The following is a 23,325-nucleotide window of genomic DNA, read 5'->3' as shown; positions in this document are numbered from 1 at the left end:
TATGCTGCAGGATAAGGATCGTATCTTTACCAACCTGTATGGTTTCCAGGATTTCGGCCTTAAAGGCGCGCAGTCCCGTGGCAACTGGGATGGTACCAAGGCATTGATCGAAAAAGGCCGCGACTGGATCATCGATGAGATGAAAGCATCCGGTATGCGTGGTCGTGGGGGCGCAGGCTTCCCGACCGGCCTCAAATGGTCCTTCATGCCCAAGGAATCCGATGGTCGTCCGAGCTACCTTGTCGTCAATGCCGACGAAGGCGAGCCGGGGACCTGTAAAGACCGCGAAATCATGCGCAATGATCCGCACACTCTGGTCGAAGGTTGCCTTCTGGCCAGCTTCGCGATGAATGCGCATGCGGCCTATATTTATATCCGTGGTGAATTCTATCACGAGGCATCCAACCTGCAGCGCGCGATTGACGAGGCTTATGAAGCTGGTCTGATCGGTAAAAACGCCTGTGGTTCGGGTTGGGACTTTGACCTTTACCTGCATCTCGGTGCCGGTGCTTACATCTGTGGCGAAGAAACCGCCCTGATCGAAAGCCTCGAAGGTAAAAAGGGTCAGCCGCGCCTGAAACCGCCGTTCCCGGCGAACGCAGGCCTTTACGGTTGCCCGACCACGGTGAACAACGTCGAATCGATTGCTGCTGTTCCGACCATTCTGCGTCGTGGCGGTTCGTGGTTCGCCGGGTTTGGCCGTGAAAACAACCACGGCACCAAATTGTTTGCCATTTCCGGTCACGTTGAAAAGCCGTGCACTGTCGAAGAAGCCATGAGCATCCCGCTCAAGGAACTGATCGAAAAGCATTGCGGCGGCGTTCGCGGCGGCTGGGACAACCTTCTTGCGGTTATTCCGGGCGGTTCATCTGTTCCGCTGATGCCCAAAGACGTCTGTGATGACGTTCTGATGGACTTTGACGGTCTGCGTGAAGTCGGCTCCGGTCTTGGGACCGCTGCTGTCATCGTCATGGACAAGTCGACTGACATTGTCTACGCGATCGCGCGTCTGTCGGAATTCTACAAGCATGAAAGCTGTGGTCAGTGCACGCCGTGCCGTGAAGGTACCGGCTGGATGATGCGCATGATGACGCGCATGGTTCGCGGCGAAGCCACGCTCGATGAGATTGATCTGTTGTGGGATGTGACCAAACAGGTCGAAGGCCACACCATTTGTGCGCTTGGCGATGCTGCTGCATGGCCGATTCAGGGCCTTATCCGTCACTTCCGTCCCGAAATGGAACGTCGGATCAAGGAATATCGCGCACGGATCGCGGCCTGAGAGAGGCCTGTTGAGAGGGATTGAGACATGCCGAAACTAACAGTTGACGGTATTGAAGTTGAAGTAGAAGCCGGGGCGACAGTCCTTCAGGCCTGTGAAGAGGCCGGTAAGGAAATCCCGCGTTTCTGCTATCACGAACGCCTGTCAATCGCCGGCAACTGCCGTATGTGTCTGGTGGAAATGGAACGTGCGCCGAAACCGGTCGCATCCTGCGCCATGCCTGCGGCAGATGGAATGGTGATCAAAACCGATTCCGACCTTGTGAAAAAGGCACGCAACGGCGTGATGGAATTCCTGCTGATCAACCACCCGCTGGATTGCCCGATTTGTGACCAGGGTGGTGAATGTGATCTTCAGGACCAGGCCATGGCCTATGGTTTTGACTCGTCACGTTACGCCGAGAAAAAACGTGCGGTAAAGGACAAGGAACTGGGCCCGATCGTCAAAACGATCATGACCCGTTGCATCCACTGCACCCGTTGCGTTCGCTTCTCCGAGGAAGTCGCCGGTGTCGGCACCATGGGTGCTGTTTACCGTGGCGAGGACACCGAAGTCGGACCGTATATCGAAGCCTCCATCAACTCCGAGCTTTCAGGCAACCTGGTTGACCTGTGCCCGGTCGGTGCTCTGACCTCCAAGCCGTATGCCTTTACCGCGCGTCCGTGGGAGCTCAAGAAAACTGATAGCGTCGATGTCATGGACGCGGTTGGCTCGAACATTCGTATCGATGCCCGTACCGGCGAAGTGATGCGCGTTTTGCCGCGCACCAACGAAGACATCAACGAAGAATGGATTTCGGACAAAACCCGTTACGCCATTGATGGCCTGAAACGTCAGCGCCTTGACCGTCCGTATGTTCGCAAGGATGGCAAGCTGCAGCCGGCAAGCTGGGACGAAGCATTTGCTGCGATCAAGGCAAAGGTTTCTGGCCTGGATGGCAAGAAAATTGCCGCTCTTGCGGGTGACACGGTCGATTGTGAATCGATGACCGCGCTGAAAGATCTGATGGGTAAACTTGGTTCGCCGAACCTTGATTGCCGACAGGACGGATCGAAGATCGGTGGTCCGCGTGCCTCCTATATCTTCAACAGCACGATTGCCGGTATTGACGAGGCAGATGCCTGCCTGATCGTTGGTGCCAATGTTCGTGCCGAAGCGCCGATCATCAATTCCCGTCTGCGCAAACGCTGGCGCACGACAGCTGGCGATTTCAAGGTCGGCATCATTGGTGAAAAGTGGGATCCGACCTACAAGAACGATTATCTTGGTGCCGGTCCGGAAACCCTCCACGAAATCCTGGATGGCAAGAACGAGTTCGCCAAGGTTCTCAAGGCTTCTGAAAAGCCGATGATCATTGTCGGTATGGGCGCGCTTAACCGTGAAGACGGTGACGCGGTTCTTGCTGCCACCCGCGCCATTGCCGAGAAATACGGCATGGTTTCCGGTGAATGGAACGGCTTTAACGTTCTGCACACTGCGGCATCACGTGTTGGCGGCCTTGATCTTGGCTTCGTGCCGGGTGAGGGCGGTCTGGTAACCAATGACATTCTCGATGGTGCTGCCAAAGGCGATATCGAGGTTGTCTATCTTCTCGGTGCCGACGAAGTCGACATGAGCAAACTGGAAAAGGCATTTGTCATTTACCAGGGTGCGATGGGCGATGCCGGTGCACAGGCAGCCGACGTGATCCTGCCGGGTGCTGCTTACACGGAAAAGAATGGCACCTATGTCAACACCGAAGGCCGCGCCCAGCAGGGCTGGCGTGCGATCTTCCCGGTTGGTGACGCGCGTGAGGACTGGGCGATTGTTCGTGCACTTTCCGGTGCGCTGGATCTGACCCTGCCATACAACAATATCGATGCCGTTCGCTCGCGTATGGTGGAACTCAGCCCGACCTTTGCGTCGCTGAACGTTCCGACCAAGGCAGAATGGACCGATTTCGGTGTGTCAGGTGACATGAAGTCTGATGGCTTCGTATCGCCGGTTCGCAATTTCTATATGACCGACCCGATCAGCCGTGCTTCGGTGACGATGGCCAAATGTACTGAGGCCTTTGTCAAGGATGCGGCTGCCGAGAAGGTTGCCTGAGTAAGGGGAGCGACGATCTGATCGTCGCTCATCCCGCAAGGGGGTGTCCCAATTTTGGGACGAAACGCAAAAGATACGGTTTGACCGATGGAACTTCTTTGGGACGGATATATTGAACCGCTCGTCTGGATCGTCGCCAAAATTCTGGCGATTGTCCTGCCGTTGCTGGGTGCTGTCGCCTATCTGACCTACGCCGAGCGTAAGGTCATCGGTGCTATTCAGCTCCGTAAGGGCCCGAACGTTGTGGGGCCGTTTGGCCTTCTGCAGCCGCTTGCCGATGGTTTGAAGCTGTTTCTGAAAGAAACAATCATTCCGAGCAGCGCGAACAAGGGCGTGTTCATCATCGCCCCGATGCTGACCTTTATTCTGGCAATCATTGCCTGGGCGGTTATTCCGTTCGACGAGGGTATGGTTCTGGCCGATCTGAATGTCGGTATTCTTTACATCTTCGCGATTTCTTCGCTGGGTGTTTACGGTATCGTGATGGCCGGTTGGGCATCGAACTCCAAATACGCCTTCCTTGGTGCGCTGCGTTCCGGCGCCCAGATGGTTTCGTATGAGATTTCGATTGGCCTGATCATCATCTCGGTTCTGCTGACGACCGGTTCGCTGAATCTCAGCGACATTGTCCGCGGGCAGGTCGGTGGTATCTGGGAGTGGAACTTCGTTTATCACTTCCCGATGTTCATCGTCTTCATCGTATCCATTCTGGCAGAAACCAACCGCGCACCGTTTGACCTTCCCGAAGCGGAAGCCGAACTGGTCTCGGGTTATAACGTCGACTATTCGGCGATGACCTTTGCGCTGTTCTTCCTGGGTGAATACGCGAACATGATCCTGATGAGTGGCCTGTGCGCCATTCTGTTCCTGGGTGGCTGGAGCGCGCCGTTGCCGTTCCTCGAATTCATCCCGGGCGCAATCTGGTTCATCATCAAGATCTGCTTCGTTCTGTTCATCTTCCTGTGGGTCCGTGCAACCTTCCCGCGTTACCGTTATGACCAACTGATGCGTCTGGGCTGGAAAATCTTCCTGCCGCTGTCCTTCGCATGGGTCATGCTGGTTGCCACGTTCCTCGTTGTTTTTGACAAGGTCCCGGCCTGATCGCCGCGCATCGGAAAGAGAGAGGTAAACGATGTCATTTATTGATCGGACGGCCCGGAGCTTCCTGCTCGCGGAACTCGTTTCGGGAATGGCGCTCACCTTGAAATATATGTTCAAGCCCAAGGTGACGATCAACTACCCGTACGAAAAAGGTCCGCTGAGCCCGCGTTTCCGTGGCGAACACGCACTGCGCCGTTACCCGAACGGCGAAGAGCGTTGCATCGCCTGCAAACTTTGCGAAGCCATTTGCCCGGCACAGGCCATCACCATTGAGGTCGAACCGCGCAACGATGGTTCGCGTCGTACCACGCGTTACGACATTGATATGACGAAATGCATCTATTGTGGCTTCTGCGAGGAAGCCTGCCCGGTGGATGCCATCGTCGAAGGTCCGAACTTCGAGTTCGCAACCGAAAACCGCGAGGAGCTGTTCTATGACAAGGACAAGCTGCTGGCAAACGGCGAGCGTTGGGAAGCCGAGCTTGCTGCACGATTGGAGGCAGACGCACCTTATCGGTAAGTGTCGCGTCTGATCGTTAGAAAGAGAGTTCATGGGCCGTTGTAAGCCATTGGGGCAGCAACGGTTCGCCAAGGGGGTACCTTATGGTCGTACAGGCTTTGGCTTTTTACCTGTTTGCTACCGTCGCGGTCTTGTCCGCGACTGCGGTTGTGACCGTTCGCAACCCGGTGCATTCGGTACTGTTGCTGATCTTGACATTCTTTAACGCAGCCGGACTTTTCGTCCTGCTGGGTGCCGAGTTTCTCGCCATGCTGCTGGTCGTCGTCTATGTCGGCGCGGTTGCAGTCCTGTTCCTGTTCGTCGTCATGATGCTCGACATTAACTTTGTCGAAATGCGTCAGGGCTTTTTGAACTATCTGCCGATCGGCGTTCTGATCGCGGTTGTTCTGTTTGTCGAACTGGCACTGGTTGGCGCTGGCTGGACCCTAACCGACGAGGCGGTCGCGGTTCTCGCGCAGCCGACACCGGCAGGTCTGACCAACGTCGAAGCACTCGGTCAACTGATCTACACCGATTACGCATACATCTTCCAGGCGGCTGGTCTGGTTCTGCTTGTTGCGATGATTGGCGCAATTGTCCTGACACTGCGTCACCGTGAAGGTGTCCGTCGTCAGAAAATCTCCGAGCAGGTCAAGCGTACCCGCGCTGATACGCTTGAAGTCAAAAAAGTTCCGGTCGGAAGGGGGATCTGATGGAAATCGGTCTTGCACATTATCTGACCGTCGCGGCGATCCTTTTCACACTCGGGATCTTCGGCATCTTCATGAACCGCAAGAACGTCATCATCATCATGATGTCGATCGAGCTGATGCTGCTGGCGGTCAATATCAATCTGGTCGCGTTCTCGTCGTTCCTCGGCGACCTCGTCGGACAGGTATTTACCATATTCGTTCTGACGGTTGCTGCGGCTGAAGCGGCAATTGGTCTGGCGATCCTGGTCGTTTATTTCCGTAACCGCGGCACCATCGCGGTTGAAGACATCAACATGATGAAGGGGTAAGGCAGATATGTATCCGTTGATTGTATTCCTGCCCCTGATCGCGGCAATCCTTGCCGGGGCCATCACGCTGGTCGGCGCCATGTCGACCGCAAAGGATGCCCCGCATGACGGCCATGGTCATCACCATCATGGTGTGTCCTCGTCGGATCGTCTGGCACAGCTGGTCACCGTTGCCGGTGTCGTGATTGCCTTTGTGATTTCGATCTTTGCCTTTGTCGATGTTGCCTTGGGTGGCAACCCGGTTGTGATTGAACTGTTTACCTGGATTTCGTCGGGCAGCTTTGATGCGTCCTGGTCGCTGCGTATCGATACGCTGACCTGTGTGATGCTGATTGTTGTCACCGGCGTGTCCTCGATGGTTCACATCTATTCCATCGGCTATATGTCGCATGACCCGGACAAGCCGCGCTTCATGGCGTATCTCAGCCTGTTCACCTTTGCGATGCTGATGCTGATTACCGCCGACAACCTGATCCAGCTGTTCTTCGGCTGGGAGGGCGTTGGTCTGGCGTCGTACCTTCTGATCGGTTTCTGGTATTCCAAACCGTCGGCGTCGGCGGCTGCGATGAAAGCCTTCATCGTCAACCGTGTCGGTGACTTCGGCTTTGCCCTTGGTATCTTTGCGGTTTATGTCCTGTTCGACAGCGTTCAGTTCGACGTCATCTTTGGCAATGCCGAAGAAGTCGCGGGCACGACCCTGATGTTCCTGGGCCATGAATTCTCAGCCCTTGAGATCACCTGCTTCCTGCTGTTCATCGGCGCGATGGGTAAATCGGCACAGCTTGGTCTGCACACATGGCTTCCGGATGCAATGGAAGGCCCAACCCCGGTTTCCGCCCTTATTCACGCGGCAACCATGGTGACGGCCGGTGTGTTCATGGTCGCGCGTCTGTCGCCGATCTTTGAATATGCTGAAACCACCCTGATGATCGTGACCATCGTTGGTGCATCGACGGCGTTCTTCGCTGCGACCATCGGCTGTGTTCAGAACGACATCAAGCGCGTCATTGCCTATTCGACCTGTTCGCAGCTGGGCTACATGTTCTTTGCTTGCGGCGTGTCGGCTTATTCGGCGGGTGTCTTCCACCTGATGACGCACGGCTTCTTCAAGGCGCTTCTGTTCCTTGGTGCCGGTTCGGTCATCCATGCCATGTCTGATGAACAGGACATGCGCAAGATGGGCGGCATCGCCAAAATGGTTCCGCTGACCTTTGCTGTGATGGTGATTGGGACGCTTGCGATTACTGGTGTTCCGGGCTTCGCGGGTTACTATTCCAAGGACCTTATCCTTGAAAGCGCCTATGGGGCACATACCGGCGTTGGCCTGTATGCGTTCTGGGCGGGTATCCTTGCGGCTCTGATGACCTCGTTCTATAGCTGGCGTCTGATCTTCCTGACCTTCTTCGGCGCACCGCGTGCCGATGAACGCACCATGGCGCACGTGCATGAAAGCCCGGCGATTATGACAGGTCCGCTCCTGTTCCTGACCGTCGGTGCTGTCTTTGCCGGCTGGTTCGCCAAGGACTGGTTCGGTGGCGGCGACTTTGAAGAAATGCTGACCTTCTGGAATGGCGCACTCTTCATGGCTGAAGGTCACAACGCTCTGGAAAATGCACACCATGTTCCGGGTTGGGTGAAATGGGCACCGTTTGTTGCCATGATCACCGGTCTGTCGCTTGCGATTGTCATGTACAAGCTCGTACCGTCGCTTCCGCGCACGCTGGCCAACACCTTCAACGGTGTTTACCGCTTCGCGCTGAACAAATGGTACTTCGACGAGCTCTATGACAAGATTTTCGTCAAGCCGGCTTTTGCTTTGGGCTATGGCTTCTGGAAATCAGGGGATGGTGCCATCATTGATGGTTGCGGTCCGGATGGTGTGGCAGCTGCTTGCCGTAACATCGCACGTCGCGTCAGCGCCATTCAGAGTGGTTTCGTCTATCACTATGCATTTGCGATGCTGATCGGCATTGCAGCGCTGGTCTCCTACACAATTTGGAAGATGGGTTAACGGGCGATGAGTGATTGGCCAATTCTTTCGATCGTCACTTTCCTGCCGCTGGTCGGTGCAGCCCTGCTGCTACTGATCAATGGTGAAGAGGCGACTGTTGCCCGCAATTCCCGTTGGGTTGCGCTTTGGACCTCGGGGTTCACGTTCCTCGTATCCTTGATGCTGTGGGTGAACTTCGATGCAACGACCGCAGATTTCCAGTTCGTCGAGCAGGCGGACTGGATGCCGGGTCTGAACATTTCCTATCACATGGGCGTTGACGGTATTTCCGTTCTGTTCGTCCTGCTGGCGACCTTCCTGACACCGATTTGTATCCTGTCGGCTTGGGAAGCCATCCAGAAGCGCGTGAAGGAATACATGATCGCCTTCCTCGTTCTTGAAACGATGATGGTCGGCATGTTCAGTGCCCTTGACGGTCTGCTGTTCTATCTGTTCTTCGAAGGCGTCCTGATCCCGATGTTCATCATCATCGGCGTCTGGGGTGGTCAGCGTCGCGTTTATGCCGCGTTCAAGCTGTTCCTTTATACCCTTCTTGGTTCGGTCCTGATGCTGGTGGCACTGCTTGCGATGTATTTCGAAGCGGGCACTACCGATATCCCGACCCTGATGGAATACGGCTTCGATTATAATATGCAGCTCTGGCTGTGGCTGGCCTTCTTTGCATCGTTTGCCGTCAAGGTACCGATGTGGCCGGTCCATACCTGGCTGCCCGATGCCCACGTTGAGGCACCGACGGCTGGTTCTGTGATCCTGGCTGGCGTGCTGTTGAAAATGGGTGGTTACGGTTTCCTGCGTTTCTCGCTGCCGATGATGCCGCTGGCATCTGAAACCTTCGCACCGCTCGTCTTCACGCTGTCGATTGTTGCAATCATCTACACGTCGCTGGTCGCCCTTGCGCAGCAGGACATGAAAAAGTTGATTGCATATTCGTCGGTCGCCCATATGGGGATTGTGACCATCGGTGCATTCACCTTTAACCAGCATGGTATCGAAGGGTCGATCTTCCAGATGCTCAGCCACGGTGTGGTTTCCGGTGCACTCTTCCTGTGTGTCGGTGTGGTCTATGACCGTATCCATACCCGCGAAATCGACGCTTATGGTGGTCTTGTCCACCGTATGCCGAGCTACGCACTGATCTTCATGTTCTTCACCATGGCATCGGTTGGTCTGCCGGGTACGGGCGGGTTCGTTGGTGAAATCCTCGCACTTCTTGGTGCGTTCGAAGCCAACACCTGGGTCGCCTTCTTTGCGGCAACCGGTCTGATCCTTGGTGCGGCCTATGCGCTGTATCTCTATCGCCGGATTATTTTCGGGGCACTCACCAAAGAGAACCTGAAAACCATCCTCGATCTGAGCCCGCGTGAATGGATTATCTTTGCACCGCTGGTGATCATCGTTCTGTGGATGGGGGTCTATCCGGTCTCCTTCCTCGACATCATGCATGTCTCGGTTGAGAACCTCGTCAACCAGGTCGAAACGGCCCAGGCTGCAGCGGCACAAGCCGCCCAGCTGGCTGCGAATTGAGGGGAATGAACATGGGAGTTTCTATGCTCAACCTCGGGGCCGCGCTGCCCGAAATGTTTATGGCAGTTTCTGCCTTGGCGCTGTTGATGCTTGGGGTTTTCGCCGGCAAGGACAAATCCTTCCGCACCGTATCCTTGCTGGCAGTGGCCGCCCAGGTCATTACCATCGCACTGGTGGTAATGGGTGATGGTGGTTCGGCATTCTTTGGTCAGTTCAGTGCTGATCCGTTTGCCAAGTTCTGCAAGGTCCTGATCCTGATCGGTTCTGCAACCGGCATTATCATGGCCATGAACTTTGCCGAGCGTGAAAACATGGCACGCTTCGAGTTCCCGATCCTGATCTCTCTTGCCACCCTTGGCATGATGGCGATGGTATCGGCAACCGATATGCTGTCGCTGTATCTTGGCCTCGAACTGCAGTCGCTTGCACTTTATGTTGTCGCTGCCATCCGCCGTGACACCGTGCGTTCGACGGAATCGGGTCTGAAATACTTCATCCTCGGTTCGATCGCCTCGGGCATCCTGCTGTATGGCATGTCGATGGTCTATGGCTTTACCGGCACCACGAACTTCACCGTTCTGGGCAATACCCTTGTCGGTGGTGAACTGCCGCTGGGTGCGCTGGTTGGTCTGGCCTTCATCTTTGCCGGTCTGTGCTTCAAGGTTTCCGCCGTTCCGTTCCACATGTGGACCCCGGACGTTTATGAAGGTGCGCCGACCCCGGTCACGTCCTTCTTTGCGGTTGCCCCGAAGATTGCCGGTCTGGCACTGTTCATCCGCGTTGCCGTTGGTCCGTTTGGCGGTGCTGTTGAAGACTGGCAGCAGATCATTGTCCTGATCTCCATTCTGTCGATGGCGGTTGGTTCCTTTGCAGCCCTGCGTCAGGAAAACATCAAACGTCTGATGGCCTATTCGTCCATCGGTCACGTTGGTTTCGCACTTGTCGGTCTGGCCGCAGGCACGCAGGAAGGTGTCACCGGTGTTCTGGTTTATCTGGGTATCTACCTTGTCATGAACCTTGGCACCTTTGCCGTCATCCTGTGCATGCGTCGTAACGACCGTATGAACGAGGAAATCACCGATCTTGCCGGTCTTGCGAAAACCAAGCCGTTGATGGCCGCGATCACTGCGATCTTCATGTTCTCGATGGCAGGTATCCCGCCGCTGGCTGGCTTCTTTGGCAAGTTCTATGTCTTCAAGGCAGCCGTCGATGCCGGTCTTGTGACGCTTGCAGTTATTGGTTTGGTGACCTCGGTCGTCAGTGCCTATTACTACCTGCGTATCATCAAGGTCATGTATTTCGACGAGCCGGTCGAAGGCTTTGATCGCAATGGTACCGAGATGAATGTCATCATGGCGGTTGCCACGATCATCATCCTGGCCTTCGTCTTCTTCCCGAACCCGCTGATGGATAGCGCAGCTGTTGCCGCGGCATCGCTGTTTGGGATGTAAGAATGGCATTGCGAACGATCCGTCTTCCCGAAGGTTTCACCCTTCACGAAAGGGATACGATCGACAGCACGAATGAAGAGGCCAAGCGCCTCGCAGACAAGGGCGCCCAAAGTGGCGCCCTTGTTATAGCCAGAACCCAGACGTCTGGCCGTGGCCGCCGTGGCCGTGCCTGGTCGTCACCGGTGGGTAATCTGTATTCGTCGCTGTTGCTGCGTCCGACCTGTTCACTGGCCGAAGCCGCCCGTCTGACCTTCCTGATTGCTGTTGCCATGGCCGAGGCGGTTGAAACCGTCACCGGCGGTATGGTGCGCCCGGATTGCAAATGGCCCAATGACCTGATGGTCAATGATCGCAAGATTTGCGGTATCCTGCTTGAAAGTGCCTCCAATCAGGGCTCAGCAACCGACTATCTTGTGATCGGGGCAGGGGTGAATGTCGCCTTTTTCCCCGACGATGCCGAACGCCCGGCAACCTCGTTGGCGGCGCTGGGCTCCCCGGTGTCGGTTACGGATCTGGTCTCAACCTATGTTGCGCGCGTTGCGCACTGGTTGCCGATCTGGGAACAGGACGGTTTTGCACCGATCCGCGAAGCCTGGCTGGCGCGCGGATATGGCATTGGCAAACCGGTTGTCGCCCGCCTGACCGAACGCGAACTTCAGGGAACTTTCGTCGGGCTTGAAGAGGGTGGCGAACTTATCCTAAGAGAAGACAGCGGTCTTGAGCACCGCATCGGGGCTGGTGAAGTGTTCTTTGCCGCCTGATATAACCAAATAGCTTGCTTTGTAGCGGAGGCTTGTAAGCATCATGTTGCTTGCGATTGACGCCGGGAACACCAACATCGTCTTTGCGGTTTTTGATGGCGATACCATCAAGGGCCAGTGGCGCTGTTCCACCACCACCGAACGCACCGCGGACGAGTTGGGCGTGTGGTTGCACCATCTTTTCACGCTGTCTGGCGTGCCCAAGGATGCGATTACAGGGGCGATTATCGCCACCGTGGTTCCGGCTGCGGAATTCAGCCTCAAGACCCTGTGTCGCCGCTATTTCAATGTCGAACCGATGGTTGTCGGTGATCCTGCGGTCAATCTTGATATGAAAATCATCATGGACCGACCAAGCGAGGTCGGCGCTGACCGCCTTGTCAACGCGATTGCCGCCCATGAACTGTTTGGCGGGCCGCTGGTGGTGCTTGATTTCGGGACGGCCACGACCTTTGACGTGGTCGACGGCAATGGTGATTACCTTGGCGGTGTGATTGCGCCGGGGGTCAACCTGTCGATCAAGGCCCTGCATATGGCCGCTGCCCAGTTGCCGATGGTCGCGATCGAAGCCCCGCGCAGTGTGGTGGGCAAAAACACGGTCGAAGCCATGCAGTCAGGGGTCTATTGGGGCTATGTCTCGATGATCGAAGGGTTGCTTGCGCGTATCCGCCAGCAGCAAAATGTCGATCAGATGAAAGTCGTCGCAACCGGTGGGCTTGCACCGCTTTTTACCAAGGCGGTTGATGAAATTGAATATCTGCATGGTGATCTGACGATGCTGGGTTTGTTGATGATCTATCGTCGCAACAGCCAGCAGACCGAACGCCCTACAGGATAAAGACTTGCGTGACGCAAGGGGAACGATTATCCCGCATGTAATTGATGCGCCGAAAACAAAGGATATAGCTTCCGTGGATTTGTATTTGCCAAAAGATGAGGTTTTGTTCGTGCCGCTCGGAGGTTCCGGCGAAATTGGCATGAACCTGAACCTTTATGGCTATGACGATCAATGGTTGATGGTCGATATGGGGGTTTCGTTCGGCGAGGAAGGCCTGCCGGGCGTCGATGTGGTCATGCCCGACCCGACCTTTATCGAGGAACGCAAGGACAAGCTGCTTGGCCTGGTTCTGACCCACGCGCACGAAGATCACTTGGGCGCTGTGCCGTATCTGTGGCCGCGCTTGAAATGCCCGATTTACGCGACCCCGTTTGCCGCCGAATTCCTTAAGGCCAAGCTGTCTGAAACCGATTTTGCCGATCAGGTGCCGATCCATGTGATCGAACTGGGCGGGCGGTTCCAGCTTGGTTGCTTTGATATCGAATTCGTTACCATGACGCACTCGATCCTGGAACCCAACGCCCTTGCCATCAGAACCCCCAAAGGCCTGATTGTCCATACCGGCGACTGGAAGTTCGATCCCGATCCCCAGATCGGCGAGGCATCGGATGTCAAAAAGCTCGAAGCACTGGGCGACGAAGGCGTCATGGCACTGGTGTGTGATTCGACCAATGTGTTCTCGGAGGGCAAAACAGGCTCCGAAGGCGACGTCGCCAAGAACCTGTCCAAACTGTTCGCTGAACATCCGCAAGGCCGCATTGCCGTTGCCTGCTTTGCCACCAACGTTGCCCGTGTACAGTCGGTGATCGAGGCCGCCCACGAAAACGGCCGTTGTGTCGGGCTTGCCGGTCGGTCGCTTAACCGCGTGACAGAGGCCGCGCGTGAAGTCGGCTACCTCAAAGGCTATCCGAACCTGCTGACCGACGAAGACGCCATGGAAGTGCCCAAGGATCAGGTTCTTTTGCTCTGCACCGGGTCACAGGGCGAACCGCGTGCCGCATTGTCGCGCATTGCCAAGGGCGATCATCCGACGGTTCAACTCGATCCGGGCGATACAGTTGTGTTCTCGGCGCGTGAAATTCCGGGCAATGAAAAGTCGATTGGCTATATCCAGAACCTGCTGATCCGCCGTGGCGTCAAAGTCATCACCGCGCGTGATGAACCGATCCACGTATCGGGCCATCCGGGCCGCGAAGACCTGACCCGCATGTATCAGCTGACCCGCCCTAAAATTCTGGTGCCGGTGCATGGCGAAACCCGCCATCTGTGCGAACAGGCTGCCCTTGGTGCGGAATGCCAGATCCCCGAACAGGTGATCCCGCATGACGGCACGGTTATTCGGCTGGCGCCCGGCGATGCCCACGTTATCGGCGTGGCAGAGGCCGGTGTTCTTGCCCTTGATGGCGGTCGGTTGCTTAAACGCGATGCCGATACCTTCCGTAACCGCAATCGCATCGTTTGGAACGGCGTGATGTTCGTGACCGTGGTGCTCAACCAGTTTGGCGAAATGGTCAATGAACCGATGATCACCGCACCCAGCCTGTTTGACGAGCCCGGCGAAGAAACCCGTCTGGATCAATTTGCGGCCGAAATCGGCAATCGTATTGATCAGCTGAATGACGAAGAAGTCATGGATGATGCCACGGTAATCCTTGCCGTCCGTCAGGCTTTGCGCCGTCCGGTACGTCAACGCATGGGCAAACGCCCGCTGATCGAAGTGCATCTGGCGCGCGTGAAAGAGCAGGGATGATCCGCCAAGTAACGGGCATTCGACCAAAAGCGCAGTTGTCTCTGAACGCGCAGCTATCCTAGATTGTCGTCAATCGGGCAGTTTAAAGACGTTAGGAGAACACCATGATTGGACGGCTGAACCACGTTGCGATTGCTGTGCCGGATCTTGAGGCCGGGATTGCGCAATATCGCGATGTTCTGGGCGCAAAGGTCTCGGAGCCGCAAGACGAGCCCGATCACGGCGTGACGGTTGTGTTTGTCGAACTGCCCAATACCAAGATCGAACTGCTGTATCCGTTGGGGGACAATTCCCCGATCAAGGGTTTCCTTGAGAAGAACGCGTCGGGCGGCATTCATCATGTCTGCTACGAGGTCGATGACATTCTGGCTGCGCGTGACAAGCTGCAGGCAAGTGGTGCGCGCGTGCTAGGTGACGGTGAACCCAAGATCGGTGCCCATGGCAAACCGGTTCTGTTTTTGCATCCCAAGGATTTCAACGGAACCCTGGTCGAACTCGAACAGGTTTGATCTAACCCTGACGAGATCCGCCGCACAACGTCCGGCCTTGCAAAACAGGTCGGGCGTTTCTATCGTCTTTTAAACATTCAGATGCTGCATCCAACCCGAAGGCACCCCTATGAACTGGTTTTCCGGACTTCTCGTTTACATCGTTATCTGGTGGCTGGTTCTGTTCATGGTGCTGCCGGTCGGCGTGAAGCGGGTCGAAAATGTTGAACCGGGCCATGACAGCGGCGCACCGGAAAAGCCGCACATGTGGAAAAAGATCCTCGCTACCAGTCTGATTTCGGCAATCCTGTGGGTGGTCGCATGGTTTGTCATCACCAGCGGCATGATCGAAGTCCGACCGCCGCAATAAGGCGTTTGACCCAATCCGTAAAATATAAAACCCCGCAACATTTTGTGCGGGGTTTTGTCGTTTGGCGCGGCGCAAGCCCTGCAGAAAAATCATGGCTTGGCGCGTCGATTGGGGCAGGGGCAAAAAAAAGCAAGATCACAAGGATCTTGCTAAGACGCTATTTTTATAGCTGTTTTCCCGTAATCTTTTTATACTTCCTCCTAAGACCTGGGCTTATGCACAGGTTTTATTTCGACGTCGCGCCTGCTTCTTGTATGCTTATTGGCAACAAAGCCTCCCGCAATATTATGAGCGGCTGCGATACGCCTTCCGCAACGATCTTGCGCCGTTAGCGGACGACTAAAAAGCCACATGTTTCGTTTTTATGCAAGATGTTTTGACCAAACTTCACAAATGAATCGTTGCTGCACTGCACACAGATAGGACGAAACTAAATCATGCCCCAGTTTTCATTGGTCCAATCTATCTCAAAAGCCGAATTTGGTCATAAAATCAGACTATTGGCGCCGATCACTGCGGTGATGCTGATGGTGTCTCCACTCATCACGGCCAAGGCGCAGGACGAATCCCCATTCCCCTCTGCAACAGAACAAACGGATGGCGGTGCTGCGGATGATGCTGCAGAAACAAATGAGGCACCGGCACCAACGATCATCGTTACGCGTGCTGCCTGCAAGGAACTGGTTACCCACGTCCCCGACGACGATGTGGCGTACAAGCCGGGTGTTGATGTGCGCGGGAATGCGGTTGCCCCGGCCGATTTAAACGGGGGCAGCAACATCTTGAAGTCGCTGCCCAAGGAAATCGAATTTCCGGTCACCATCGACTTCTTTAAATATTCCGGGATCACCGTGCCGGACGGGGTCAGCGGCGAACAGAATATCGGCAAGATCACCTATCGCAACGGGCGGGTTTATTTCAATGATCAGCCGCTTGGCGATGATGCCAATAACGCTGAACTGATTGATGCCTGCCGCAAGGCGGGCTTTCGTTGATTGCCGTCGTTGTTTTGCCATCTTTGGCGCTTAACCAGCCATCGATGATATAAAGCAAGTTCCGGCTTGCGTTTCGGGCGCTGCTGTCGCATTTTCCGGGCAAGGTTATTACAGACCCAAATATTCAGATCTGATCATCACGAGGCATTGATGCGTCTTTCCCAGTTCTTTCTGCCGACCCTGAAGGAAACCCCTTCGGAAGCCCAGATTGCGTCCCATCGTTTGATGCTCCGCGCCGGTATGGTGCGTCAGCTGACCGCAGGGATCTATTCCTGGCTGCCACTCGGCCACCGTGTTCTTAAAAAGATCGAACAGATCGTTCGCGAAGAACAGGACAAGATCGGCTTTAACGAGCTTCTGATGCCAACCATTCAGCCGGCCGAGCTGTGGCAGGAAAGTGGTCGTTATGATGATTACGGTCTTGAGATGCTGCGCATCACCGACCGTCATGATCGCAAGATGCTGTTTGGTCCGACCAACGAAGAAGCGATCACCGACATTTTCCGCAAGGATGTGCGCTCTTATAAACAGCTGCCGCAGCTGCTCTATCATATCCAGTGGAAATTCCGCGACGAAATCCGCCCGCGCTTTGGCGTGATGCGAGGGCGCGAATTCTACATGAAAGACGCTTATTCGTTCGATATCGATTACGAAAGCGCGCGTCACACCTATAACAAGATCTTCCTGGCTTATTGCCGGACCTTCACCCGTCTGGGCGTCAAGGCGATCCCGATGGTGGCCGATACCGGCCCGATCGGTGGTGACCTTAGCCACGAATTCATCATTCTGGCCGATACCGGCGAAAGTGAAGTCTTCTGCGACAAGAAGTGGCTCGACAAGGACCTGACGGGCAAAGGTGTCGATCTGAATGATCGTACCGGCCTTGAAAACTGGGTGCAGGGCACGCTTGAAGATTACGCCGCGACCGAAGAAATGCACGATGCTGCCAACGAGGCGGTTACCGCACTTGGTGATGATCTCGTCACCACGCGCGGCATCGAAGTCGGTCACATCTTCCACTTCGGCACCAAATATTCCGAACCGATGGGCGCAACCGTCCTTGGTCCGGATGGCACCGAAGTTCCGGTTCAGATGGGCTCATACGGCATTGGCGTATCGCGCCTTGTCGGTGCATTGATCGAAGCATCCCACGATGAAAACGGCATCATCTGGCCGGAATCTGTCGCGCCGTACAAGGTTGGTCTGATCAATCTGCGTACCGGTGACGATGAATGCGATGCGGCCTGCGAAGATGCCTATGCCAAGCTGACCAATGCCGGGATCGAGGTCCTTTATGATGACCGTGACATTCGTGCCGGTGGCAAGTTTGCCGATATGGATTTGATCGGTCTGCCCTGGCAGATCGTTATTGGCCCCAAAGGCCTCAAGAACGGTGTTGTCGAGCTCAAGAACCGCAAATCGGGTGAGAAAACCGAAGTCACCTTCGAAGCGGCGCTTAATCAGCTCAGCGCCTGATAAAATATGCTTTCGGACGGGGCAGCTTGTGCTGCCCCGTTGCCATTTTCGGTTTGAACGCTAAGTTCTTTGTTCATACCTTTTTCCTGACCCGCTTCCACAAGGATCGATTGCCCATGTTCAGTCCGTTCGAACGTATGGTGGCCTTTCGCTACCTGCGTCCACGTCGGCAGGAAGGCTTTGTTTCCGTCATCGCCATCTTCTCTTTGCTCGGCATCATGTTGGGTGTTGCGACACTCATCATTGTCATGTCGGTGATGAATGGTTTCAGGGCGGAACTGCTTGGCCGAATTCTCGGGCTGAACGGCCATATCTCGGTCTATGCACAGGGTAATGGCGGCCTTGGTGACTACACCAAGATCGAAGACGAGATTGCCAAAAACGGCAATGTGGTTCTGACCGTGCCCGTGGTCGAAGGGCAGGTGATGGCATCGAAAAATGGCCGCGCGTCCGGTGCCATTGTGCGCGGCATGCGCCCCGAAGATGTCAAGAAACGCGAAACCATCGCCGATAATATCGTTTTTGGATCCTTGGATGACTTCAAGGGCGAAGACACCGTAATCATGGGCGCACGTTTGGCCATGAAGCTTGGCGTGGGCGTTGGCGATACGGTCAACCTGATCTCGCCCAAGGGCAATGTCACCGCGTTCGGTTCCGTGCCGCGTGTGCGCGGCTATACCGTGGCGGGCTTGTTTGACATTGGCATGTATGAGTATGACAGCGGCTTTATCTTTATGCCGCTTGAGGCCGCTCAGGTCTATTTCCGCTTGCCGGAAAAAATCACCCATTTTGAAGTGATGCTTGAAGATATCGGCGCACTTGATGACACGATGGATGAATTGCTGACAAGCTTGTCCGGGCAATCCTTGCGTCTGGTCAATTGGCAACAATCCAATGCCGGGTTCTTTAACGCGCTTCAGGTTGAACGCAATGTTATGTTCCTGATCCTGACCCTGATCATCCTTGTTGCGGCGTTTAACATCATTTCCGGCATGGTCATGCTGGTAAAGGACAAGGGCCGCGATATCGCCATCCTGCGCACCATGGGCGCGACCCGCCAATCGATCATGAAGGTGTTCTTCCTGGCTGGGGCCTCAATTGGCGTGCTGGGTACGATTTCGGGTCTGGTCATTGGGGTTCTGTTCTGCCTGAACATCGAAAATATCCGTCAGTTTATTCAAAGCCTGACCGGGACTGACCTTTTCAATGCCGAGATTTACTTCCTGTCGCAGCTCCCTGCCGACATGGATGTCGGCGAGGTCGTTATGGTTTGCATCATGTCGCTGACATTGTCCTTCCTTGCCACGGTCTATCCGGCATGGCGGGCATCGCGCCTCGATCCGGTGGAGGCCCTGCGTTATGAGTGATCTGTTGAAAACAACCGCCGAACAGCGCGCGCGCAAAGTCGTGCTGCGCCTAGAAAAGATTGATCGCATTTTCAATCAGGGCCCCGATCAGCTTGAAATTCTGAAATCGGTTGATCTCGAAATCCATCAGGGCGAAATCGTTGCCCTTGTCGGGCCGTCAGGGGCGGGTAAATCAACCCTGCTTCAGATTGCCGGTCTTTTGGAAAAGCCCGATGGCGGACTGGTTTCCATCGGGGGCAAGCGCAGCACGGATCTGTCTGATCTGGCGCGCACTGAAATGCGCCGCAGCCACATCGGCTTTGTTTATCAGTACCATCATTTGCTGCCGGAATTTTCAGCCCTTGAAAATGTCGTCATGCCGCAAATGATCAAAGGCCTGAAACGGGCCGAGGCCGAAGAACGCGGGCTGGAATTGCTGCGTTGTCTTGGCCTTGAAAAACGTGCTGATCATCGTCCTGCGCGTCTTTCAGGTGGTGAGCAACAGCGCGTTGCGATTGCCCGCGCGCTGGCCAATGTGCCTGATGTGCTGTTTGCCGATGAACCCACCGGCAACCTTGATCCGCAAACCGCCGAAACGGTGTTTGGCATGTTGATGACTTTGGTGCGTGAAACCGGTCTGGCGTCGTTGATTGCGACCCACAACCCGGAACTGGCACGCCAGATGGATCGGGTTGTGACTTTGCGCGACGGTCATTTGATCGAACTCGATCCCGCTGATCTTCCCTAAGCGATCAAAATTCTTTAAGCTGGTTTTGCCGCGCCTGTGATGGGCGCGGCACTCCTGCATTTTTCTTATATTTCAGAGGTCTGGCTCCGATGGAAAATGGTTTCGTCCATCTTCGTGTACACACCAACTATTCGCTGGCCGAAGGTGCGATCACGACCAAGGAGCTTGCCAAACTCTGTGCTGCGGACGGCCAACCGGCTGTGGCGATGACCGATACCGACAATATGTTCGGCGCGCTTGATTTTGCCGGTGCGCTCAGCGGTGCCGGCATTCAGCCGATCCTTGGCGTGCAGATGGGCGTGGAACGTTATGGCGACAAACCCGCTGTCGGCAAAATCGCCCGCGAACCGATGCCAGATCGCCTTGTTCTGATTGCCCAGAACAAGGAAGGCTATTTCAACCTGCTGAAAATCGTCTCGCGCGCCCACATGACGTCCGAAGCCGGCAGCGAGCCAAAAGCCCTTTACGAACATATCCGCAAATATGCCGACCACATCATCTGCCTGACCGGTGGCCCGACCGGGCCACTTGCGCGGTTGCTGGGTGAAGAACAGCTCGAAAAGGCCGAAAGCTGCTTATCCGAGCTTAAGGACATCTTTGGTGACCGCCTTTACATCGAATTGCAGCGCCATGGCGAACCGCTTGAAGAACAGGTCGAACCCGGCCTGATCAAGCTGGCCTATGATCATGATGTGCCGCTGGTCGCGACCAATAACTGCTATTTCCCGACGGTCGATATGTACGAAGCCCATGACGTGTTTATTTGCGTCGGGCAGGGGGCGGTTGTTGGTCAGGAAGATCGCTGGAAACTGACCCCGGATCACCGCTTCAAGTCGGCGGCTGAAATGCGCGATCTGTTCGCCGATATTCCCGAGGCCTGCGACAATACGGTTTTGATCGCCAAACGTTGCTCCTGGCATGTGGAAAAGATCGACCCGATCTTGCCGCCTTTTGATTGCGGCGAGGGCCGCACCGAGGTCGACGAACTCCGCCATATGTCCGAAGAAGGCCTTAAAGGCCGTCTGGAAAAATACGTCTTCACCGATGAAATGTCGGATGCGGAAAAGGAAGAAATCGCCAAGCCTTATTGGGAACGCCTTGATTACGAACTGGGCATCATCAATCAGATGGGCTTCCCGGGCTACTTCCTGATCGTTGCCGACTTCATCCAGTGGGCAAAGGATCACGAAATTCCGGTTGGACCGGGCCGTGGGTCGGGTGCGGGCTCGCTCGTGGCCTATGCGCTTTTAATTACCGACCTTGATCCGCTGCGCTTTTCGCTTCTGTTCGAACGTTTCCTGAACCCGGAACGTGTATCGATGCCTGACTTTGACGTCGACTTCTGTCAGGACCGGCGCGGCGAGGTGATCGAATACGTTCAGAAAAAATACGGCCATGACCGCGTTGCCCAGATCATTACCTTTGGTAAGTTGCAGGCAAAGGCCGCTGTGCGTGACGTCGGGCGCGTTTTGTCGATCCCGTATGGTTATGTCGACAAGATCTGTAAAATGATCCCGGGCGATCCGGCCAAGCCGATCCCGCTGAAAGAAGCCATTGATATGGAACCGGACCTTCGCCGCATCGCGCGCGAGGACCCGGATATTGATCGTCTGCTGTCGATCGCCATGCAGATCGAAGGCCTTTATCGTAACTCATCGACCCACGCGGCAGGTGTGGTGATCGGTGACCGTGACCTTGATGAACTGGTCCCGATCTATCGCGATCCGCGTTCGGACATGCCGGTTACCCAGTTCAACATGAAGTATGTTGAAAATGCGGGTCTGGTGAAGTTTGACTTCCTTGGTCTTAAGACCCTGACGGTGATTATCGAGGCCGTCAATTTGATGCGTCTTCGAAAAGACGTCCCGCAAGACTTTGATATCAGTGCAATTCCGCTTGATGATCGCCCGGCCTTTAAGCTCCTGTCAGCCGCCGAAACCGTTGGCGTGTTCCAGCTTGAATCTCAGGGTATGCAGGACGTCTTGCGCGGGCTAAAGCCCGATACGCTTGAGGACATTATCGCTGTCGTGGCGCTGTATCGTCCGGGGCCGATGGATAACATTCCGCATTACATCGCGCGTAAGCACGGTCAGGAAGAACCTGATTACATGCACCCGATGTTGCAGCCGATCCTCGAAGAAACCTATGGCATCATGATCTATCAGGAGCAAGTCATGGAACTTGCCCAGATCATGGCGGGCTACTCACTTGGCGGCGCTGACCTGTTGCGCCGTGCAATGGGTAAGAAAATCGCCGAGGAAATGGAAAAACAGCGCAGCCTGTTTGTCGATGGCGCGGAAAAGAACGGCGTTGATCGCGGGCAGGCGTCTGACATCTTTGATCAGGTCGCCAAATTCGCATCCTACGGCTTTAACAAATCCCACGCGGCGGCCTATGCGCTGGTGGCCTATCAGACGGCATATCTCAAGGCGAACTACCCGGTCGAATTTATGGCCGCGTTGATGACGCTTGATATGCACAACACCGAAAAGCTGGCGATTTTCAAACAGGAAGTCGAACGGCTTGAAATTGAAATCCTGCCGCCTTGTGTCAACAATTCCCAAGTCGCGTTTTCGGTCGAAAACCACGATGGCGTGCGCAAGATCCGTTATGCACTGGCCGCGGTTCGAAATGTCGGCGATGCCGCGATGGAAAGCCTGGTGGCCGAACGCGAAGCCAACGGACCGTTCAAGGACATCACCGATTTCGCATCGCGCATTGATAGCCGCGCGGTCAATAAACGCCTGCTTGAAAACCTTGTACGCGCCGGGGCGCTGGATTGCCTCGCGTCCAACCGCAAGGTCATGTTTGAAAATGTCGATAAGGTCATCGCCGTTGCCCAGCGTGAAATGCATGCGCGTAACGATGATCAGATTTCGATGTTTGGTGACAGTAGCGGCTTTGGCAAGGATCAGATCCGTCTGCCTGATGAACGCGACTGGGTGCCGATGGAAAAGCTGACCGAGGAATTCTCGGCCATTGGGTTCTATCTGTCGGCCCATCCGCTTGATACATTTGGCAAAAGCATCCAGCGCATCGGCATCGCCCCGATCAAGGAATTACCGGCCCGCATGCGTGCATCCAACAAGGGCACCATCCGCTTGGCCGGAACCCTGATCAATGCACGCGAAATGATCTCGAAAAAGAACGGCTCGAAATTCGCCTTTGTCATGTTCTCTGACCCGACCGGCAGTTTCGAAGTCGCCTTCTGGGCCGAGGCATGGGCGGCCTACAAGGAAATCATTAATGCCGGACGCCCGGTATTGCTTAACGTTTCTGCTGAAATGCGCGAAGGCCAACTGCGCATTCAGGGGCAGCGCGTCGAAGACCTCGAACAGGCAGTCGCCGGTGCTGCCGAAGGCATTCGCATTCGTCTGAACCGCCCTGATCCCGTCGCGGAAATCCGTCAATTGCTTGAACAGGCGGGCCGGGGGCGTGGTCTTGTCAGCCTGTCAACGGTCTGTGATGACGGTCGCATGGCCGAGATCGAGCTTGAAGAAAACTACAAGGTCGGGCCATCCCTGATCGGTGCAATTGGCGCGATTCCCGGTGTGGAATTTGCCGAGGAAATCTAGG

Annotated in this window: 19 protein-coding genes; all 19 read left to right on the top strand. The window is 55.4% G+C overall.

The window, feature by feature from the left end; translation table 11 throughout:
• The first annotated feature begins 1 nt into the window (after nt 1).
• The 19 genes from nuoF to dnaE all read left to right on the top strand — a co-directional run bounded on the left by nuoF (nt 2) and on the right by dnaE (nt 23,324).
• Nucleotides 2–1,282: an NADH-quinone oxidoreductase subunit NuoF gene (nuoF, locus tag TH2_RS14695; protein ID WP_008891226.1), complete on the top strand. Its 1,281-nt coding sequence runs from the start codon at nt 2–4 to the stop codon at nt 1,280–1,282.
• Between the two features lie 27 nt (nt 1,283–1,309).
• Nucleotides 1,310–3,370: an NADH-quinone oxidoreductase subunit NuoG gene (gene nuoG / locus TH2_RS14690; protein ID WP_008891225.1), complete on the top strand. Its 2,061-nt coding sequence runs from the start codon at nt 1,310–1,312 to the stop codon at nt 3,368–3,370.
• A gap of 87 nt (nt 3,371–3,457) precedes the next feature.
• On the top strand, nt 3,458–4,471 hold the full coding sequence (gene nuoH, locus TH2_RS14685; protein WP_008891224.1) for an NADH-quinone oxidoreductase subunit NuoH: 1,014 nt from the start codon (nt 3,458–3,460) through the stop codon (nt 4,469–4,471).
• A 31-nt stretch (nt 4,472–4,502) separates the two neighbouring features.
• A complete protein-coding gene (nuoI, locus tag TH2_RS14680; protein WP_008891223.1) occupies nt 4,503–4,991 on the top strand; it encodes an NADH-quinone oxidoreductase subunit NuoI in 489 nt (162 codons plus the stop codon).
• A gap of 83 nt (nt 4,992–5,074) precedes the next feature.
• A complete protein-coding gene (locus TH2_RS14675; protein ID WP_008891222.1) occupies nt 5,075–5,683 on the top strand; it encodes an NADH-quinone oxidoreductase subunit J in 609 nt (202 codons plus the stop codon).
• Nucleotides 5,683–5,991 (top strand): NADH-quinone oxidoreductase subunit NuoK, encoded by a 309-nt coding sequence (nuoK, locus tag TH2_RS14670; RefSeq protein ID WP_007089416.1) that lies wholly within the window; start codon nt 5,683–5,685, stop codon nt 5,989–5,991. The genes TH2_RS14675 and nuoK overlap by 1 nt, the downstream gene beginning before the upstream one ends.
• A gap of 7 nt (nt 5,992–5,998) precedes the next feature.
• Complete coding sequence (nuoL, locus tag TH2_RS14665) at nt 5,999–8,002, top strand: NADH-quinone oxidoreductase subunit L (RefSeq protein WP_008891221.1); 2,004 nt, start codon at nt 5,999–6,001, stop codon at nt 8,000–8,002.
• Nucleotides 8,003–8,008: 6 nt separating this feature from the next.
• Nucleotides 8,009–9,526, top strand: coding sequence for an NADH-quinone oxidoreductase subunit M (locus TH2_RS14660; protein ID WP_008891220.1), 1,518 nt, complete (start codon nt 8,009–8,011; stop codon nt 9,524–9,526).
• A gap of 11 nt (nt 9,527–9,537) precedes the next feature.
• Entirely contained in the window at nt 9,538–10,977 is a 1,440-nt protein-coding gene (nuoN, locus tag TH2_RS14655) for an NADH-quinone oxidoreductase subunit NuoN (RefSeq protein WP_238538710.1), read from the top strand.
• 2 nt (nt 10,978–10,979) lie between these two features.
• Nucleotides 10,980–11,738 (top strand): biotin--[acetyl-CoA-carboxylase] ligase, encoded by a 759-nt coding sequence (locus TH2_RS14650; protein WP_008891218.1) that lies wholly within the window; start codon nt 10,980–10,982, stop codon nt 11,736–11,738.
• Nucleotides 11,739–11,781: 43 nt separating this feature from the next.
• Nucleotides 11,782–12,576: a type III pantothenate kinase gene (locus TH2_RS14645; protein ID WP_008891217.1), complete on the top strand. Its 795-nt coding sequence runs from the start codon at nt 11,782–11,784 to the stop codon at nt 12,574–12,576.
• Nucleotides 12,577–12,649: 73 nt separating this feature from the next.
• Nucleotides 12,650–14,326, top strand: coding sequence for a ribonuclease J (locus TH2_RS14640; protein ID WP_008891216.1), 1,677 nt, complete (start codon nt 12,650–12,652; stop codon nt 14,324–14,326).
• A gap of 104 nt (nt 14,327–14,430) precedes the next feature.
• Nucleotides 14,431–14,835, top strand: a complete 405-nt coding sequence (gene mce / locus TH2_RS14635) for a methylmalonyl-CoA epimerase (protein ID WP_008891215.1) — start codon at nt 14,431–14,433, stop codon at nt 14,833–14,835.
• A 109-nt stretch (nt 14,836–14,944) separates the two neighbouring features.
• On the top strand, nt 14,945–15,184 hold the full coding sequence (locus TH2_RS14630; RefSeq protein ID WP_008891214.1) for a DUF1467 family protein: 240 nt from the start codon (nt 14,945–14,947) through the stop codon (nt 15,182–15,184).
• Nucleotides 15,185–15,711: 527 nt separating this feature from the next.
• Entirely contained in the window at nt 15,712–16,179 is a 468-nt protein-coding gene (locus tag TH2_RS21300) for a hypothetical protein (RefSeq protein ID WP_193386508.1), read from the top strand.
• A gap of 150 nt (nt 16,180–16,329) precedes the next feature.
• Complete coding sequence (proS, locus tag TH2_RS14620; protein ID WP_008891212.1) at nt 16,330–17,655, top strand: proline--tRNA ligase; 1,326 nt, start codon at nt 16,330–16,332, stop codon at nt 17,653–17,655.
• Nucleotides 17,656–17,771: 116 nt separating this feature from the next.
• A complete protein-coding gene (locus TH2_RS14615) occupies nt 17,772–19,022 on the top strand; it encodes a lipoprotein-releasing ABC transporter permease subunit (protein WP_008891211.1) in 1,251 nt (416 codons plus the stop codon).
• On the top strand, nt 19,015–19,749 hold the full coding sequence (locus TH2_RS14610) for an ABC transporter ATP-binding protein (protein WP_008891210.1): 735 nt from the start codon (nt 19,015–19,017) through the stop codon (nt 19,747–19,749). Before TH2_RS14615 ends, TH2_RS14610 begins: the two co-directional genes overlap by 8 nt.
• Before the next feature lie 89 nt (nt 19,750–19,838).
• Nucleotides 19,839–23,324: a DNA polymerase III subunit alpha gene (gene dnaE, locus TH2_RS14605; RefSeq protein WP_008891209.1), complete on the top strand. Its 3,486-nt coding sequence runs from the start codon at nt 19,839–19,841 to the stop codon at nt 23,322–23,324.
• The last annotated feature ends 1 nt before the right edge of the window (nt 23,325 follow it).

Origin of the sequence: Thalassospira profundimaris WP0211, from assembly GCF_000300275.1 — a bacterium.
GTDB lineage: Bacteria > Pseudomonadota > Alphaproteobacteria > Rhodospirillales > Thalassospiraceae > Thalassospira > Thalassospira profundimaris.
Note: the sequence above shows the minus strand (reverse complement) of the source record. Positions and strands in the feature narration are given on the sequence as shown.